We start from the raw sequence: 15,746 nt of genomic DNA, 5'->3' as shown, positions 1-15,746 counted from the left end.
CTCGCTGTCCAGTCGGCGCTGTCTTCCTGCCCGGTCCGCTCAGCTCTCACCCCGGTACTCCGGCGTGGGCGGGCGGTACGGCTTCGCGTCCTCGCCCAGTGTCGCCGACAGCCACTTGTCGTACGACGCCTGCCAGCCGTCGGAACGGTAGTCCGCGAGCACGCGGTTGACGCGGCCCACCAGGTCCCCCGCGTCCTTGTTCATGGCCACGCCGTAGTACTCGGTCGTGAAGGCGGGGCCCTTGAGTTCGAGCGTCGGGTCCTGGGCGGCCTGGCTCGCGGCGAGCGCGCCGTCGGTGATCACCGCGTCCGCCTCGCCGAGTTGGAGCCGGACCAGGCAGTCCAGCTGGTTGGGTACGGCCTCGGCGACGACCGCCTTCACCGCCCCCGACTTCACGTCCTGCTCCAGCTTCTTGCGCGCGGTCGAGCCCGCCGCCGTGCACACCCGCCGGCCCGCGAGGTCCCGATACCCCTTCACCGGCGAGGACTTGGGGGCCAGCACCTGCTGCCCAGTCCTGAAGTACGGCGCGGAGAACGCGACGTCCTTCAGCCGCTCGCAGCTGATCGTCATCGTGCGCACCACCATGTCCACCCGGCCCTCCTGGAGCGCCGCGATGCGCCGGCTGGTCGGGATCGCCTTGAACTGCACGGCGTCCGGGTCGCCCACGATGTCCTCGGCGATCCGGTGCACCAGGTCGATGTCGAAGCCCTCCAGCTCCGCGCCCGGGTTGTTCGGATTGCGGTAGCCCCAGCGGTAGCTGTTCTGGTCCACGCCGACGACCAGCTTGCGCTTGCCGGGACGGGCCCGTATCGCGTCGATGGTCTTCCCGCTCGCCTTCGACGGCGGCAGCGACCGGTCCTGCGCCTTCGCGTCCACGCAGTCGGAGGCGCGCGCCTGGCTGCCCTCCGCCACCGGGCCCACCGACGTCACCGGGCCGGGCTCCGGCTGCGCCTGGGTGCGCGGGAGCAGCAGCACGAAGGCGAGGGCGAAGGCACACAGCACCGCCATCGCGCCGACCCCGCCCCAGCCGCGCAGCCGGGTGCCGGCCCCGCCCCAGCCGCGTGGCCGGGCGCCTCCTCCTGCCGCGTCCATGTTCCGGCCCCCTGTCACCTGTACTCCGAAAGCCTGCGCCCGATGCCGAGCACCGCACCGGCCGCGCCGAGCACACCGAGGGCGGCGGCGCCCGCGGGCAGCCCGGTCATCGCGTCGCGGCCGTCCCCGGCCGCGCGCTCGAACTCCGTCTGCTCGTGGCCGATGGCGCGGCCGAGGTTCTCGTCCACGCCGTCGAAACACTCGCCGGTGGTGCCCTTGGCGCCGATCACCATGGCCAGCGCCTGCTGGTAGTCGCCCCGGTCGTCCTCGTCGTGGGCGTCGGCGTGCCGCTTCTTCCACTCCGTCATGTTCCGGGTGGCCGCCGCGACCGGCCGCGCGCCCGCCGGGTCGTCGGCGAGGGAGCCGGCCCGCTTCAGGCTGCCGCCCAGCTTGGCCAGCTCCTGGTCGAAGCCGTAGTAGTACGTGTCGTACACCGTGCCGTCGACCTCGGTCGTCTCGGCGCCGCGCGCCACCAGGCCCAGGTTCTCGTTGCCGCGCGCCTTCAGGGCGGCGATCTGGGCGCTGTGCAGGACGTTCAGGGAGCGCACGCCGTGCTTGTAGGAGCCGTTCAGACCGGCGCGGGCGACGGTGTGGCCGACGAGCAGCCACAGCAGCACCACCGTGGTGGCGGCGGTGGCGGCGACCAGGCCCTGGTTCAGGACGCGGTTGGTGCGCCGGTACTCGCGGTGCTGCGCCCAGGCGAGCGCGCCGAGCGCGAGGACGCCGAGGGCGATGGCCGCCCACGGGTACGGGGTCGCGTCGCCGTAGTCGGCGGCCAGCCGCTGGTTCTCCTTGGTGTACAGGTCCTCGGCGGCCGGCAGCATGTCCTGCTGCATCTTCTCGTTGGCGTAGCGCAGATAGGCGCCGCCGACCGGATAGCCCTGCCGGTTGTAGACCCGGGCGCGCTCGATCAGGCCCTTGTACTCGGGCAGCAGCCGGTTCAGCTTGGCGATGGCCGTCGCCGCGGGGGAGTCCGGCTCGGAGTTGCCGGCGGCCTTGACCAGACCGGCGGCGGCCCGGCTGATGTCCTTCTCGTACCGGTCCCGGGTCTCCGGCGTCTCCTGCCCGCCCGCCAGAAAACCGCTGGAGACCGTGGTGTTGGCGTCCGCGAGGGAGCGGTAGACCGAGGCGGCCCCGGAGCTGAGCGGCTGGCTGCCGTGCAGCACGTCGTCGGCGGCGGCCGCGCGCTCCCCGCTCTGCCACGCGGTGACCGCGCCGAACGCCACGACCAGCAGGGCGAGTACGGCCCCGATGACCCGCAGCCGCCCCGGCTCGGTGGTCGCGGCGGACCGCAGCCGCTCGGCGCCCTCGGCGAACGCGGTACGGCGGGCGGCGGGTTCGGGTACGGCGGCGGGACGGGCGCCCGGGGCGCGGCCGGTCTGGGTCGGGACGACGGATGGAGCGGCGGGTGGGACGGCCATGGCGGGTTGCGTGAGCGCGCCGGGCTGCGCGGCCGCGACGGCCTGTGCGGGCACGGCGGGCTGCGCGGGCACGGCGGAGCCTGCCGTCGGCGGTGTGCTGCTCCTCGGCGGTTGTGTCACCCGACCTCCCCCATGGTCATCGTTCGCCGCCCAGTATCACCGCCCGCACCGACTTCCGCACCAGCGTTCGCCGCATCTCGCCCGGACGACGGCATGTCACGGACCGCCCAGGAGCACGAACTGTCCAGGAACACGCCCGGTCAATCCTGATCGGTTCCCTCCAGGGTGGTGAACAGGGCTGGTTCGTCGTGGTGTTGGGCTCAGGCGCGGTCCGACTCCCAGTGCGCGCGGGCGCGTTCCCCGGCCTGCGGGGGCGCCTCCAGGTGATCCAGGGCGAGCAGGGCCGCGCCCAGGATCGGGGCGGCGCGGATCGGGCGTGGACCGGCTTGCGGGGCGCGGGAGTTGAGGTGGTCGCGTACGGCGTCGTCCAGGAGCGTGTGACCGGCCGTCAGGACGCTGCCGCCGAGCACGACCGGCGTGGGCTCCCCGAGGAGGTCCAGGCGGGTCAGCGCGACCGTGGCCAGCACCGCGACCTCCTCCGCGAGCCGCTCGACCAGCGAGCGGGCCACCGCGTCACCCCGGGCGGCCGTCTCGAAGAGGACCGGCGTCAGCTCGTACCGTCGCGCCGAAGGGAGGTGTCCCCGGTGCAGGGCCTCGATCAGGGCGTACATCGAGTCCAGGCCGAAGTGCGCCGGGAGCGTGCGGGACAGCTCGGTCGGTCCGCCCCGGCCGTCCTCGGCGCGGGCCGCGTGCCACAGCGCCTCCTCCGCCAGGCCCCAGCCGCCGCCCCAGTCGCCGGAGAGCCGGCCGAGGGCCGGGAAGCGGGCGGTGCGGCCGTCGGGGCGCATCCCCACGCAGTTGATACCCGCCCCGCACACCACCGCCACGCCCCGGGGCTCGGCGACCCCGGCGCGCAGGACGGCGAAGGTGTCGTTGCGGACGGTGACGGAGGGGCTCCAGGCGCGGGTGCCCAGCGCGGCCGCCAACTCGGCCTCCTCCACCGGGAGATCGGCGTTGGCGAGGCAGGCCGAGACATGGGAGACGGTCGTGAGGCCCGCCTCCGCCAGGGCCCGTTCGACCGGTTCGGCCAGGGCGTCGAGGGCCCGCTCCAGGCCCACGGCCGGGGGCCGGAAGCCGCCGCCGCGTGCCGTGGCCAGCACCTCGCCCTCCGCCGTGAGCACGGCCACGTCCGTCTTGCTGTTGCCCGCGTCCACGGCGAGCGCGGTGCCGGTCACGCCCATGGCAGGTGCTCCCGGTTGTGGGCGAGGAGGCGGTCGGTGAGGGTGTCGGCGTACGCGTACTGGCCGACCAGCGGGTGCGCGAGCAGCGCCCGGAACACCCGCTCCCGTCCGCCGCGCAGGGCCGCCTCCAGGGCCAGGTCCTCGTACGCCGTCACGCTCGCCATCAGCCCCGCGAACAGCGGGTCGACCTCCGGGACCGGCAGCGGCACCGCCCCCTTCGGGCCCACCGCCGCCGGGACCTCGATCACCGCGTCGTCGGGGAGGAAGGGCAGCGTGCCCGCGTTCGGCGTGTTGACCACCTGGTACGGGCTGCCGCCGCCGGTGAGCAGGGCGGCCGTGAGGTCCACCGCCGCCTCGGAGTAGTAGGCGCCGCCCCGCTTCGCGAGCAGTGCGGGTTTCTCGTCCAGTGCCGGGTCGGCGTACATCGCCAGCAGCTCGCGCTCCATGGCGGCGACCTCGGCCGCGCGGGAGGGCTTGGCGCGCAGCTCGTCCACGACCTCGTCGTGCGCGTAGTAGTAGCGCAGGTAGTACGACGGGACGACGCCCAGGCGGTCGAGGAGGGCGCGGGGGAGCCGGAGGTGGGCGGCGACGGCTTCCCCGTGTTCGGCCAGCAGCCGGGGGAGTATGTCGGGGCCCTCGGGGCCGCCGAGGCGGACGGCGGTCTCCCAGGTGAGGTGGTTCAGGCCCACGTGGCCGAGGTGGACCTCGCCGGGCGCGGTGCCGAGCAGCGCGGCGAATGTGCGCTGGAGTCCGATGGCCACGTTGCACAGGCCGGCCGCGCGGTGGCCCGCCTTCAGCAGGGCGCGGGTGACGATGCCGACCGGGTTGGTGAAGTCCACGATCCAGGCGCCGGGGCTGACCCGCCGTACCCGTTCGGCGATGTCCAGCACCACCGGGACCGTGCGCAGCGCCTTGGCGAGGCCGCCCGCGCCGGTCGTCTCCTGGCCGACGCAGCCGCACTCCAGCGGCCAGGTCTCGTCCTGGTTCCGGGCCGCCTGGCCGCCGACGCGCAGCTGGAGCAGGACGGCGTCGGCGCCCTCGGCCCCCGCTTCCAGGCCGGCGGTGGCGGTGACGCGGGCGGGGTGGCCGTAGCGGGCGAGGATGCGGCGGGAGACGGCCGCCACCGGCTCCAGGCGCTCGGGGGCGGGGTCGACCAGGACCAGTTCCTCGACGGGCAGCGTGTCGCGCAGCCGCGCGAGGCCGTCGGCGAGTTCGGGGGTGTAGGTCGAGCCTCCGCCGACCACGGTGAGCTTCACGGGCGACTCCCTCGCGTTGCCGTTGCCGGGGGTGATCGGCGCGAACGTAGGCCGTGGCGCGTGGGGCCGTCAACGGAGCGCGCCCCCGGTCGGACGGGACCGGGGGCGCGCTGGGGGGCTCGGGGCTACTTCGACGTCGTCGGCTTCGGCGTGACGATGGGGGTGGTCGCCAGGGACTGCGGGGAGGTCGGGCTCGCGTAGGCCGAGGGGGCGGCCATCGTGGCGGACGGGTCGGGGGCGGGGGCCGCCTCGGCGTCCTCCAGGGCCGTCGCGCCGCCCACGATCGGGATGCTCGCCCGGTCGAAGGCCCGCTTGATCCGCCAGCGCAGCTCGCGCTCCACGTTGACCGACTTGCCCGGCATGGTCTTGGCGGAGATCCGGATCACCATGGAGTCGATCAGCACGCTGTCCAGGCCGAGGACCTCGATCGGGCTCCACAGCAGCTCGTTCCAGGGCTCTTCCTTGGCCATCTTCTCGGCGACCTCGTCCAGGACCGACTTGACCTTGTCCAGGTCCTCGTCGGAGCGGACGGTGACGTCCACGTTGGCCGTGGCCCAGCCCTGGGAGAGGTTGCCGATGCGCTTGACCTCGCCGTTGCGGACGTACCAGATCTCGCCGTTGGCACCGCGCAGCTTGGTCACGCGCAGGCCGACCTCGACGACCTCGCCGATGGCCACGCCCGCGTCGATCGTGTCGCCGACGCCGTACTGGTCCTCCAGGATCATGAAGACGCCGGAGAGGAAGTCCGTGACCAGGTTGCGGGCGCCGAAACCGATCGCGACGCCCGCGACACCGGCCGAGGCCAGCAGCGGGGCGAGGTTGATCTTGAAGGTGGAGAGCACCATCAGGGCGGCCGTGCCGAGGATCACGAAGCTGGCGACCGAGCGCAGCACCGAGCCGATGGCGGCGGAGCGCTGACGGCGGCGCTCGTTGTTGACCAGGAGGCCGCCCAGCGCGGTGTGGTCCACCGCCTGCACGGTGCGGTTCATCCGCTCGATCAGCTTGGTGATCGCCCGCCGCACGACCGCGCGCAGCGCCACGGCGATGACGATGATCAGCACGATTTGCAGGCCCATCGCGAGCCAGGTCGACCAGTTCTGCTCCACCCAGCTCGCGGCGTTGGTCGCGCTCTGCTGGGCGTCCTGGAGCGACGGTACGGCCGGGTCCGAGCCCGAGGGCGAGGGAGACGGGGACGCTCCGGCGGCCAGTAGGGCGACGGGCAAGGACACGGCTGGTACCTCCATGGTGCTGCGCGGTCCGCCCCGGCCGGATCGTCCGAGATCACGAAAAGGTCACCGGGGGGACAGAACCACCACACTAACGGGGCATTGTGCGCGCCTCCGCCGTTTCGTACAGGAGCACCCCCTCCCACCTGGGCCTTAACCAGCCATGATCGTCCGGGGGTCCTCGGGTGTGGTCGAAAACACTCCCGGCCCGTTACCGGCACATGGTGGCGCTTCCACCAGCCATGAGGGGAGACTGGCTCCAGATCGTCCCGGCGCGAGCCACGCGCCGCCGACGCCCAAGGAGGCACCCGTGCCGCATGTCCTGGTCCTCAACGCGTCGTACGAGCCGCTCGGCGTCGTACCGCTCCGCCGCGCGCTCGTCCTCGTCCTGGAGAACAAGGCCGTCTCCCTGGAGGAATCCGGCGCCTTCCTGCACAGCGCGACCGTCACAGTCCCCGCACCCAGCGTGGTCCGGCTCAAGCGATTCGTCCGGGTGCCCTACCGGGGCCCGGTTCCCCTGACCCGGCGGGCCCTGTTCGCCCGGGACGGCGGCCGGTGCATGTACTGCGGTGGTGTCGCGACCAGCGTCGACCACGTCATCCCGCGCTCGCGCGGGGGCAAGCACGTCTGGGACAACGTGGTGGCCTCCTGCCGCCGCTGCAACCACGTCAAGGCCGACCGCCACCTGGTCGAACTCGGCTGGCGCCTGCGCCACAAACCCGCCCCGCCCACCGGTCTGGCCTGGCGCATCATCGGCACCGGCCACAGAGACCCGCGCTGGCTGCCCTACTTGCAGCCCTACGGCGCGGACGACGCCCTGGCCCGGATCGACGGCATCTCCGCCTGACGATCCGGGCCGTTGCGCGTCCGCGCGAGGGCGGGGTACGGGAGTGACCCGCGGGACCCCGTTATCCGGTTGCGCTGGGGCGGCGGAGGGACTCAAGTACAGGGGCGCCGCTCGCGGTGGGCGGGAGACGGACGAAGGGGAGCCCATGACGGAGAACAGCGGGACGGTCCCGGCGGACTGGCCGGAGGACGGCTGGCCGCCCGGTACCCGGGTGCGGGTGATCAAGGACCCCGACTGGGACGGCCCGTACCCGGTGGAGTTCTCCGGCACGGTAGCCGGGACGCGGGTGCCCTTCCCGGTGCGCGACGGCCGCGGTCGCGAGGGCGAGCTCGTCTACGTGGTGCGGTTCGACGAGCCGCAGTACGACAGCCACGGTCTCGGCCCCTACCGGGGCGGCGAGGTCTGGGGCCGCCATCTGGTGGCCGAGGACACCGCCTGAGGCGCCGCGCGGTCCGGTCACGCCGTGCGGGGGCTCTCCGCGCGGGGGCCGTACACCGTGTACAGGACCGTGCCCGCCACGAAGGCCGTCAGCGCCGCCGCCCAGGCGGCCGGCTGGGGGCCCGGCTGGACCGGCCACGCCCAGAGCGCGACCCCGCGGCCCCGGGCTCCCGAGGAGGCGAGGTAGACGGCGGAGACGTAGGCGAAGGCGGGGAGCCAGCTGAGGCGGGCGCCGAGGAACACCGCCGCCAGGGCGGTGAGACCCGTACAGCCCAGGACGTTGCGGATGACGGCGGGCGGCCCGAAGGTCTGGGTGTGGCCCAGTACCGTCACCGTGAGCAGGAGGGCCGCCAGGGCCGTCAGCGAGCCCAGCCAGACCAGGCGCCGGGGCCACCAGGGGCGTACGGCCGTGCGGTCCAGTTCGTCCGACGGGGTGTGCAGGCTCGTGCCGATCACGGCGGAGGCCAGCAGCGGGGCCAGCGCCACCAGCGGCACCCGGCGGTAGGGGTCCAGGTAGGCGTCGATGAGACCGGCCGCCCAGACCGCGAAGACCGTCGTCGCCACGAGGGCCGCCACGGTCACGGGGAGCGAGCGGGAGCGGGCGTAGAGGCGGAAACCGTGGGTGCTCACAGGGCGGGCACCCCCTTCAGCTCGCAGTCGTGCCGCGCGGCGAAGTACGCCGACAGCCACGCCCGGCGGTGCTCCTCGTCCATCCCGGCCAGCTTCGCCCGGGCGGCGAGGCGGGCGCGGAGAGCGGCGCGGTGGGAGGCGTCGTTCTTGGCGTCCAGCCGGTCGAAGATGTCCTGCTCCGGGCTCGGCGCCAGATACGCCGACACGGCGTCGTCCGCGAGCGACACCCGCGCCGGCGGGTTGTGGCAGTCGTCGCGCCCCTGCATCAGCGAGACCGCCTCCCACGCGTAGCGCTTCGGCTCGGTCATCCGCCCCCGTACGACCGACGAGCCGAACGGCGTGATCATCGGCAACTCCGTCTCGTCGGCGTGCGGATCGCCCGCGTGGTCCTCCCAGCGCACCGGAAGGTTCCGTACGCCCCGCAGCTTGCCCGTGACGCCGGACAGGGCGTCGCTCACCTGCGGAAGCAGCCGCCCGTACCGGGCGCTCACGCACACCGCCGGGGTCACCGAGGTGTCGCACGCCTGGCGCCCGGCGTACGGGTCGGGCTGCCACAGACCGCTCCCGGTGTGCAGGAGCAGCGCGCCGCAGGCCGCGGCGGCGGTCAGCGGCAGCAGGGCCGTCACCCGGCGCCGTGCCGCGTACACCAGCGTCAGGGCGGCGGCCAGCCCCAGCGTCCAGCCGGCCATCGCGAGCGGCTGCCACCACACCGGCTCGTGGGTGGGCCAGATGTACGCGGCGGGGCTGAGGGAACTCACGGAGCCGTGGGAGCCCGCCACCCCCAGCAGCACATACCCCGCGATCGCGACGACGGGGGCCGCCAGGACCGTGGGGACGGCCCGGCCGGCCACGTGACCGACCAGCACGGCCGCCACCAGGGCCGTCGCGTCGCCCGGCAGCGAGGCGAGGTGGGGATGGTCGCCCATGGAGTACGGCCAGGTGGCGAGCGAGGCGGCGGCGAAGGCGAGGAGGTAGCCGAGGACCACCCAGACGGCCGACGGCAGGGCCGCCGCCAGCAGCCGGGTCAGCGGCGGCCGTACGGCCGTCCCCCACAGCTCCGCGGTACGGCGCCGCCGCTCCCGGCCGCCCTGCCAGCAGCCCGCCGCGGCGGCCATCGGCAGGGTGATCAGCTGGGCGGTGTGCAGCACCCGGGCGGTCTCGGCCCAGGCGCCCTGCCAGTTGTCCGGAGCGGCGACCAGCATGGACACGAGGGTCAGCAGTGCGGCGAGCCCCGCCAGTGGGGCGAAGCCGCGTATCGCCTCGGCGCGCAGCGGATGCGGCGCCTTGGCCTTCGGCGGTGCGGGTCTGGTCGTCGTGACGGTCATCGCGCCGACTCCTTCGCCGCCGGGGCGCCGTGCGCGCGGTGGGTACGGAGCGCGGCCGTGTAGCCCCGCTCGATCGGATGGTCGCCGGGGCCGTCCGAGGTCTCGCCGAGCAGGGTGAGTTCCCGGGGCGTGCCCCGGTAGGCGACCCGGCCCCGGTCGAGGAGGGTGACCTCGGTGCAGGCGGCGGCCACGTCCTCCACCAGGTGGGTGGAGACGACCACCGTCGCGGAGGCGCCGAGCGTGCGCAGCAACTCGCGGAACTCCACCCGCTGTTCGGGGTCGAGACCGGCGGTCGGCTCGTCCAGGAGCAGCACGGCGGGGTCGTTGACGACGGCCTGGGCTATGCCGACGCGGCGGATCATGCCGCCGGACAGCGTCTTGATCCTCGCGTCCATCCGGTCCGCGAGGCCGACCCGCTCCACCGCCCGCTCCACCGCCTCGGGGACGCGGTCGGCGGGCATCTCCTTCAGCCAGGCCACGTACGCCACGAACTCGCGCACGGTGAAGCCGGGGTAGTAGCCGAACTCCTGCGGGAGATAACCCAGTCGGCGCCGGATCGCGGTCCGGCCGCGCGGGTCGGCGCTGTCCTCGCCGAGCATCTCCACGCGGCCGCCGGAGGGCCGTGCGACGGTGGCGAGCACCCGGATCAGCGACGTCTTGCCGGCGCCGTTCGGACCGAGCAGACCGTGCACACCGGTGCCCAGCTCCAGGTCGACGGAGTCGAGGGCGACCGTTTTGCGGTGCTCCACGCGCAGTCCGGCCGCGCGGATGGCGGGCGGGGTTTCGGAAGGGACGTACAACGGGGCTCCAGGTGTCGGGAGTTGAGGGGGGTTGCCGCGTGGCCGGGTTCAGCGGCGGGGCAGGCGGTCGTACGCCGGGCGGCGGGCCGCGAGGAGGACGGCGCCGAGGACGGCCGCCGCACCCCACGCGCCCTGGGTCGCCGCGCCGTCCAGACAGCGCGAGACCTGCCCGGCCAGCCGGTCGGCGACCTCGGCCTCCGGGGCGCCGGGCAGGGGGGCGAGGACGGCGCACAGCCAGCCGCCCCCCGTGATCCCGGCCGCCGTACGGCAGCCGGTGAAGGAGGCGAGCGCCAGGGTGGCCAGCGACAGCGCGAGTCCCGGCAGCAGCCAGGCGGCGGCCGCCGGGGCGCCGGAGGCGGGCAGCAGCAGACCCGTAAGGGTCAGCAGCGGCAGGCTGACGGCGAGTACGGCGGCGGTACGGGTCAGGGCCAGGCGCAGTCCGCCGGCCGGGCTGGCGGCGGTGATCTCGTACAGCGGGTCGGCGTGCGGGCCGTAGGACAGCGCGACCCCGGCCACCGGCAGCACCGGCGCGATGGCCAGCAGCACCGCCCTGGCCTGCGTGAACCCGCCGCCGAGGCCGAGCAGCATCGCCCCGACGGCCACCCCGAGCACGGCGGGCAGCCAGGCACCGCGCACGGCGGGGCCGGCGGCCCAGAGGAGGCGGGCGAGGCGGGGGAGTCGGGTGGAGCGGGGGGCCCTTAGGGGGTGGTGGCCCGGGGTTTTCCCGGTGGGGATCTCCCGTAGGGGAGCGGTGGTGGGAGCCGGGGTCGGAGCCGGAGTTGGGGCTGGAGCTGAGGCCGGTGCCGCTGCCAGTACCGCCGCCCGTACGTCCCCCAGCACCGCCCCCGCCGCCGTCGCCCGTACCGCCCCCGACACCCGTGCCGCGCACCCCGCGCAGCGCTCCACGTGCTTCTCCAGGGACCAGGCGTCGGACTCCGGAAGGGTGCCGTCGGCGTAGCGGGCGGCGAGGGCGCCGGTGATGTGCCAGCCGGCCGCGTGGTGCTTCGTCATGCCGTGCCTCCCAGCGGGGACGGGTTCAACTGGGCGAGTGCGTCCCGCAGTTCGGCGCGGGCGCGCCGGGCGCGGGACTTGACGGTGCCCTCGGGTATGCCGAGCAGCCGGGCCGCCTCGCGGGTGCTGAGCCCGTCCACGACGGTCGCCCGCAGCACCTCGCGCAGCTCGGGGGAGATCCGGTCGAGCGCGGTGCCGACATCGCCGTACTCCAGGCCTGCCAGCACGCGGTCCTCGGCGGACGGCGTGGCAGCGGCGGTGTACGGCGTCGCGGAACCGTCCTCCAGCGGGGGTCCGGCGAGGCGCGTGGCGCGCTCCTGCGCCCGCCGCGCGTCCACCAGCCGCCGCGCCGCGATGGTCCACAGCCAGCCGCCGGTCTCCTGGCCCCGGTGCCCGGCGGCCGAGCGCCACACGGTGACGAAGGTGTCCTGGAGGACCTCCCGCACGGTCTCGGGGTCGGCGCAGCGGCGCGACAGACGGGCGTGCAGCCAGCCGGCGTGCCGGTCGTACAGCTCGGCCATCGCCGCCGGATCGCCTCCGGCGACGGCCCGCAGCAGTGCGGCGTCGTCCGTGGCGCCCTTCTCCCGGTGGCCCCCCATGGGGCGGAACAGTCTCACACCCCCTCTATCGACGGCCGGTGCGGCGATGGATCACTCCGTTCCGGCCCGGCGCGCGGAACGTCCGTACACCCGCGCGCCGGAGTGCGGTGGGAGTGTCGCCGCCGGGACGGGGTAGGGCTGCGGTAATCCGGCACAAACCCGTACCGAATCCGGCGCGGTGCCGTACCGGGGCCCGGTCGCCGGGTTCCGGTCCGGACCCGTACCGGAGAACCCGTACCGACCGCCAGGAGGCATCCGTGGCCGCACCGGCTCACCCGACCCTGCCCGCCCAGTGGAAACGCTCGCCGGAGACGGTGTCCCGGCCCGGCGCCGGCCCGCGAGCCTTCAGCGCGGAGAGCGCCTGCGTCGAGACCCCGCTCACCAGCGAACCCCCACTGCCGGACGCGGCCCCCCTGACCAGCGAACCCCCCCTCGCGGACACCACCCCCCTGACCGGGTCCGACTGCCCGATCGCCGACTGCGTGGGGCACTAGGTGGCAGCGGCGCAGGACGACGCGAAGCGGGGCCGTCCCGGCGGGGGAGCGGTGGGGGGTGACTCCGAGTGGAGCGGTCCGGGTGGGGGAGCGGGGCGGGGTGACTCCGAGTGCGGCCCGGCCGTAGGGGATGACCCCGAGCGGAGTGGCACCGCGCGGAACGGGTCCGGCCGAGCCGTAGGGGACGACCCGGGGCTGGGTCGCGCTGCGATGGAGGGTTCCGGTCCGGGCGGGGCTGGGCAGGAGAGCGCCGGGCTGAGCGGAGCCGCAGGAGACGGCCCGCGCCGCGCGATGCCGGACGGCCCCGGGCCGGGCAGCGCCGGGCAGGAGGGTGCCGAGTCGAATGGCGCCGTAGGGGACGACCCGGGGCTGAGTCGCGCTGCGGCGGATGGTTCCGGTCCGGGCAGCGCCGGGCGGCAGGGCGCCGGGCCGAGCGGAGCCGTAGCCGAGTCGAGCGGCCCCGTAGGGGACGGCCCTGAGTCGAGGCGAGCCGCGCGAGGCGGCCCCGAGCCGGGGCGCGCCGCCCAGGACGACCCCCACCTGGACCGGCTCGCCGGGCTGCACGGGGTCGCCACCTCCTACAGCCCCTCCCCGGACCGTACGGTCGCGGTGCCCGCCACCGCCGTGGTCGCCGCGCTGGCCGCCCTCGGGGTGGACGCGGCGGGGCCCGAAGCGGTCCGCGCCGCGCTGGACGCGCGGGAGCGCGAGCTGAGCGAACGCCTGCTGCCGCCAACGGTGGTCCGCTGGACGAGCACCCCGGGTCAGCCGTCCGGCGCCCCGGATCAGCGCTCCGGCGCCCCGGGTCAGCGGCCCGGCACCCCAAGCCAGCCACCCGGCCCCCCGGCCGAGCGGGCGGACACCCCCGTGGAGGGGCGGCATGCGCCGGCCGGACAGCCGGGCACCCCCGAGGAGCGGCCCGGCGCCCCGGGCCAGCCGTCCGGCGCCCCGGGCCAGCCGTCCGGCGCCCCGGGTCAGCGCTCCGGCACCCTGGGGCAGCCGCCCGGCACCCCAAGCCAGCCACCCGGCCCCCCGGCCGAGCCGTCGGCCCCGTCGGCCCCGCCGGACGCCCCGACAGTCACCCCGGACCAGTCCGGCCCGCCCGACCCCTTCGCCGCCCTGCCCCCCGGCACCCGCCTCCACATCACCACCGAGCAGGGCGACACCCGCGACGCCGTCGACGGCCTGCCCCCCGGCGTCCACCGGGTGACCGCCACCGCCCCCGACGGCCGTACCGCAGACGCCCACCTCATCGTCGCCCCCGAGCGCCTGCCCACCCCCACCACCCGGTCCTACGGCCTTCTCGCCCAGCTCTACTCCGTCCTCTCGCACCGTTCCTGGGGCATGGGCGACCTCGGGGACCTCGCCGAGCTGGCCGGCTGGGCGGGACGCGCGGCCGGGGCCGGGTTCGTGCAGGTCAACCCGTTGCACGCGGCCGTACCCGGCGCGGGCGCACCGACCGACCCGTCCCCGTACCGCCCCTCCTCGCGCCGTTTCCCCGATCCGGTGCATCTGCGCCCCGAGGCCATCCCGGAGTACGCCTACGCCGACCACCACCGCCTGGCCGCCCTGCGCGAGCGGGCCGAGCGGCTGCGCGCCGACGTGCTCGACAAGGGCGCCCTCATCGACCGCGACGCGGTGTGGGAGCTGAAGCGGGAGGCCCTGGAGCTGGTCGCGCGGGTTCCGCTGGGGCCGGGCCGGCAGACGGCGTACGACGCCTTCCGCGCCGAGGAGGGCCAGGCGCTGGAGGACCACGCGACCTGGTACGCCCTGGCGGAGCGGCACGGCCCCGACTGGCGCTCCTGGCCGCCCGCGCTGCGCGACCCCCGCTCGGAGGAGACCGCGCGGGCCCGCGCCGAACTGGCGCCCCGGGTCGAGTTCCACACCCGGCTCGCCTGGCTCACCGACCAGCAGCTGCGCGCCGCCCAGCGGGCCGCGCGCGAGGCCGGGATGCCCGTCGGGATCGTGCACGACCTGGCCGTGGGTGTACACCCGCAGGGCGCCGACGCCTGGGCGCAGCAGGACCACTTCGCCGCCGGGATGTCGGTCGGCGCCCCGCCGGACGCCTTCAACGCGCGCGGCCAGGACTGGGGCCTGCCGCCCTGGCGCCCCGACCGCCTCGCCGTCTCGGGCCACGCGCCGTACCGCCGGCTCCTGCGCGCCCTGTTCCGCTACGCGGGCGCGGTCCGCATCGACCATGTGATGGGCCTGTTCCGGCTGTGGTGGGTGCCCGAGGGCAGCCCGCCCACCGAGGGCACCTACGTCCGCTACGACGCCGACGCCATGCTCGCCCTCCTCGCCCTGGAGGCCTCCCGCGCCGGGGCCCTGGTGATCGGCGAGGACCTCGGCACGGTCGAGCCGGGCGTGCGCGAGACGCTGCGGCGGCACGGGGTGCTCGGCACCTCGGTGCTGTGGTTCGAGCGCGACTGGGAGGGGGACGGCCGCCCGCTGCCCCCCGAGCGATGGCGCTCGGACTGCTTGGCCACGGCCACCACCCACGACCTGCCGCCCACCGCCTCCCGGCTCACCGGCGAGCACGTCGACCTGCGCGACCGGCTCGGCCTGCTCACCCGCCCCGCCGCCGACGAGCGCGCGGAGGCGGTCGCGGACACCGCGGAATGGCTCGCCCTGCTCGGCAGCCTCGGCCTGCTCGACAGCCCGGCCGCCGGGCCGCCCGGCACCGACGAGGCGGCCGAGATCGAGGGCTTCCACCGCTTCCTGCTGCGCACCCCGGCCCGGATGATCGGCGTCTGGCTCCCCGACGGCATCGGCGACCGCCGCCCGCAGAACCTGCCGGGCACCTGGGACGAGTACCCCAACTGGCGCCTGCCGGTCTCCGACGCGGCGGGCGCTCCGGTGGCCCTGGAGACCCTCACGGCCTCCCCCCGGCTGCGGGCGCTCCTGGAGGTGGTGCGGGCGGGTCTCGCGGCGCCGGGGAGGTGAGCGGGGCGTGCGTACGGCACCCCGGGCGCGCGGGCCCGGGGGCCGTTCGCTAGTTTGGGACCGTGGACAAGAAGAACGCCCTGCGCGCCGGTGCTCTGGCGGCCGGCACGACGCTGATGATGCTGCTCATGTCGTCCCCCGCGCTCGCGCTCACCCGCGACGACGGTGACGACCCCGGCCCCGGTCTGAGCGTCATCGACACCGTCGGCCTCTACGTGCTGCTCCCGATCGGCCTGTTCGTCGTCATCGCCGGACTGGTCGTCATGCTGGACAAGTCGAAGTCCAAGGGCGCCACCTCGTCCAAGTCGTCCGCCAAGGCCTGACGGACCGCATCCGCTCTCCGAGGGCGCCGCTCCTCCCGTCCGC

The 15,746-nt window shown here is 75.4% G+C and carries 15 protein-coding genes; 5 read left to right on the top strand and 10 right to left on the bottom strand.

Annotated features, from left to right (window positions below):
* Positions 1-39: 39 nt before the first annotated feature.
* The 5 genes from AB0898_RS06780 to AB0898_RS06760 all read right to left on the bottom strand — a co-directional run bounded on the left by AB0898_RS06780 (position 40) and on the right by AB0898_RS06760 (position 6,314).
* Positions 40-1,092: a glutamate ABC transporter substrate-binding protein gene (locus tag AB0898_RS06780; protein WP_366801743.1), complete on the bottom strand. Its 1,053-nt coding sequence runs from the start codon at positions 1,090-1,092 to the stop codon at positions 40-42.
* Positions 1,093-1,106: 14 nt separating this feature from the next.
* Positions 1,107-2,633, bottom strand: a complete 1,527-nt coding sequence (locus tag AB0898_RS06775; protein ID WP_407078295.1) for a hypothetical protein — start codon at positions 2,631-2,633, stop codon at positions 1,107-1,109.
* Between the two features lie 200 nt (positions 2,634-2,833).
* Entirely contained in the window at positions 2,834-3,814 is a 981-nt protein-coding gene (locus AB0898_RS06770) for a BadF/BadG/BcrA/BcrD ATPase family protein (protein ID WP_366801742.1), read from the bottom strand.
* The gene (locus AB0898_RS06765; protein ID WP_366801741.1) at positions 3,805-5,070 is read right to left on the bottom strand and encodes a 6-phospho-beta-glucosidase; all 1,266 of its coding nucleotides are present in this window, start codon (positions 5,068-5,070) and stop codon (positions 3,805-3,807) included. The genes AB0898_RS06770 and AB0898_RS06765 overlap by 10 nt, the downstream gene beginning before the upstream one ends.
* A gap of 125 nt (positions 5,071-5,195) precedes the next feature.
* Positions 5,196-6,314 carry a mechanosensitive ion channel family protein gene (locus tag AB0898_RS06760; RefSeq protein ID WP_366801740.1) on the bottom strand — a complete coding sequence of 373 codons (1,119 nt, stop codon included), beginning with the start codon at positions 6,312-6,314 and terminating at the stop codon, positions 5,196-5,198.
* Between the two features lie 292 nt (positions 6,315-6,606).
* On the opposite strand from AB0898_RS06760, the gene AB0898_RS06755 reads away from it, so the two are divergent.
* Positions 6,607-7,143 (top strand): HNH endonuclease, encoded by a 537-nt coding sequence (locus tag AB0898_RS06755; RefSeq protein WP_018545075.1) that lies wholly within the window; start codon positions 6,607-6,609, stop codon positions 7,141-7,143.
* A 145-nt stretch (positions 7,144-7,288) separates the two neighbouring features.
* On the top strand, positions 7,289-7,582 hold the full coding sequence (locus AB0898_RS06750; RefSeq protein ID WP_366801739.1) for a ferrous iron transport protein A: 294 nt from the start codon (positions 7,289-7,291) through the stop codon (positions 7,580-7,582).
* A gap of 17 nt (positions 7,583-7,599) precedes the next feature.
* Here AB0898_RS06750 and AB0898_RS06745 read toward each other — a convergent pair whose 3' ends face one another.
* The 5 genes from AB0898_RS06745 to AB0898_RS06725 are packed head-to-tail and all read right to left on the bottom strand — an operon-like array spanning position 7,600 to position 11,946.
* Positions 7,600-8,211: a hypothetical protein gene (locus tag AB0898_RS06745; protein ID WP_366801738.1), complete on the bottom strand. Its 612-nt coding sequence runs from the start codon at positions 8,209-8,211 to the stop codon at positions 7,600-7,602.
* Positions 8,208-9,536 (bottom strand): hypothetical protein, encoded by a 1,329-nt coding sequence (locus AB0898_RS06740; RefSeq protein ID WP_366801737.1) that lies wholly within the window; start codon positions 9,534-9,536, stop codon positions 8,208-8,210. The genes AB0898_RS06745 and AB0898_RS06740 overlap by 4 nt, the downstream gene beginning before the upstream one ends.
* Positions 9,533-10,336 (bottom strand): ABC transporter ATP-binding protein, encoded by an 804-nt coding sequence (locus AB0898_RS06735; protein WP_366801736.1) that lies wholly within the window; start codon positions 10,334-10,336, stop codon positions 9,533-9,535. Before AB0898_RS06735 ends, AB0898_RS06740 begins: the two co-directional genes overlap by 4 nt.
* 48 nt (positions 10,337-10,384) lie before the next feature.
* The gene (locus AB0898_RS06730) at positions 10,385-11,347 is read right to left on the bottom strand and encodes a zf-HC2 domain-containing protein (RefSeq protein WP_366801735.1); all 963 of its coding nucleotides are present in this window, start codon (positions 11,345-11,347) and stop codon (positions 10,385-10,387) included.
* Positions 11,344-11,946 (bottom strand): RNA polymerase sigma factor, encoded by a 603-nt coding sequence (locus AB0898_RS06725; RefSeq protein ID WP_366801925.1) that lies wholly within the window; start codon positions 11,944-11,946, stop codon positions 11,344-11,346. Before AB0898_RS06725 ends, AB0898_RS06730 begins: the two co-directional genes overlap by 4 nt.
* A gap of 257 nt (positions 11,947-12,203) precedes the next feature.
* Between AB0898_RS06725 and AB0898_RS06720 the strand changes: the two genes are divergently transcribed.
* The 3 genes from AB0898_RS06720 to AB0898_RS06710 all read left to right on the top strand — a co-directional run bounded on the left by AB0898_RS06720 (position 12,204) and on the right by AB0898_RS06710 (position 15,703).
* On the top strand, positions 12,204-12,440 hold the full coding sequence (locus tag AB0898_RS06720) for a hypothetical protein (RefSeq protein WP_407078294.1): 237 nt from the start codon (positions 12,204-12,206) through the stop codon (positions 12,438-12,440).
* Between the two features lie 609 nt (positions 12,441-13,049).
* Positions 13,050-15,380, top strand: a complete 2,331-nt coding sequence (gene malQ, locus AB0898_RS06715) for a 4-alpha-glucanotransferase (protein ID WP_407078293.1) — start codon at positions 13,050-13,052, stop codon at positions 15,378-15,380.
* Between the two features lie 62 nt (positions 15,381-15,442).
* Complete coding sequence (locus AB0898_RS06710; RefSeq protein ID WP_366801734.1) at positions 15,443-15,703, top strand: hypothetical protein; 261 nt, start codon at positions 15,443-15,445, stop codon at positions 15,701-15,703.
* Positions 15,704-15,746: the final 43 nt, after the last annotated feature.

Source organism: Streptomyces sp. NPDC005435 (genome assembly GCF_040703155.1).
In the GTDB taxonomy this organism is placed as follows: domain Bacteria; phylum Actinomycetota; class Actinomycetes; order Streptomycetales; family Streptomycetaceae; genus Streptomyces.
Note: the sequence above shows the minus strand (reverse complement) of the source record. Positions and strands in the feature narration are given on the sequence as shown.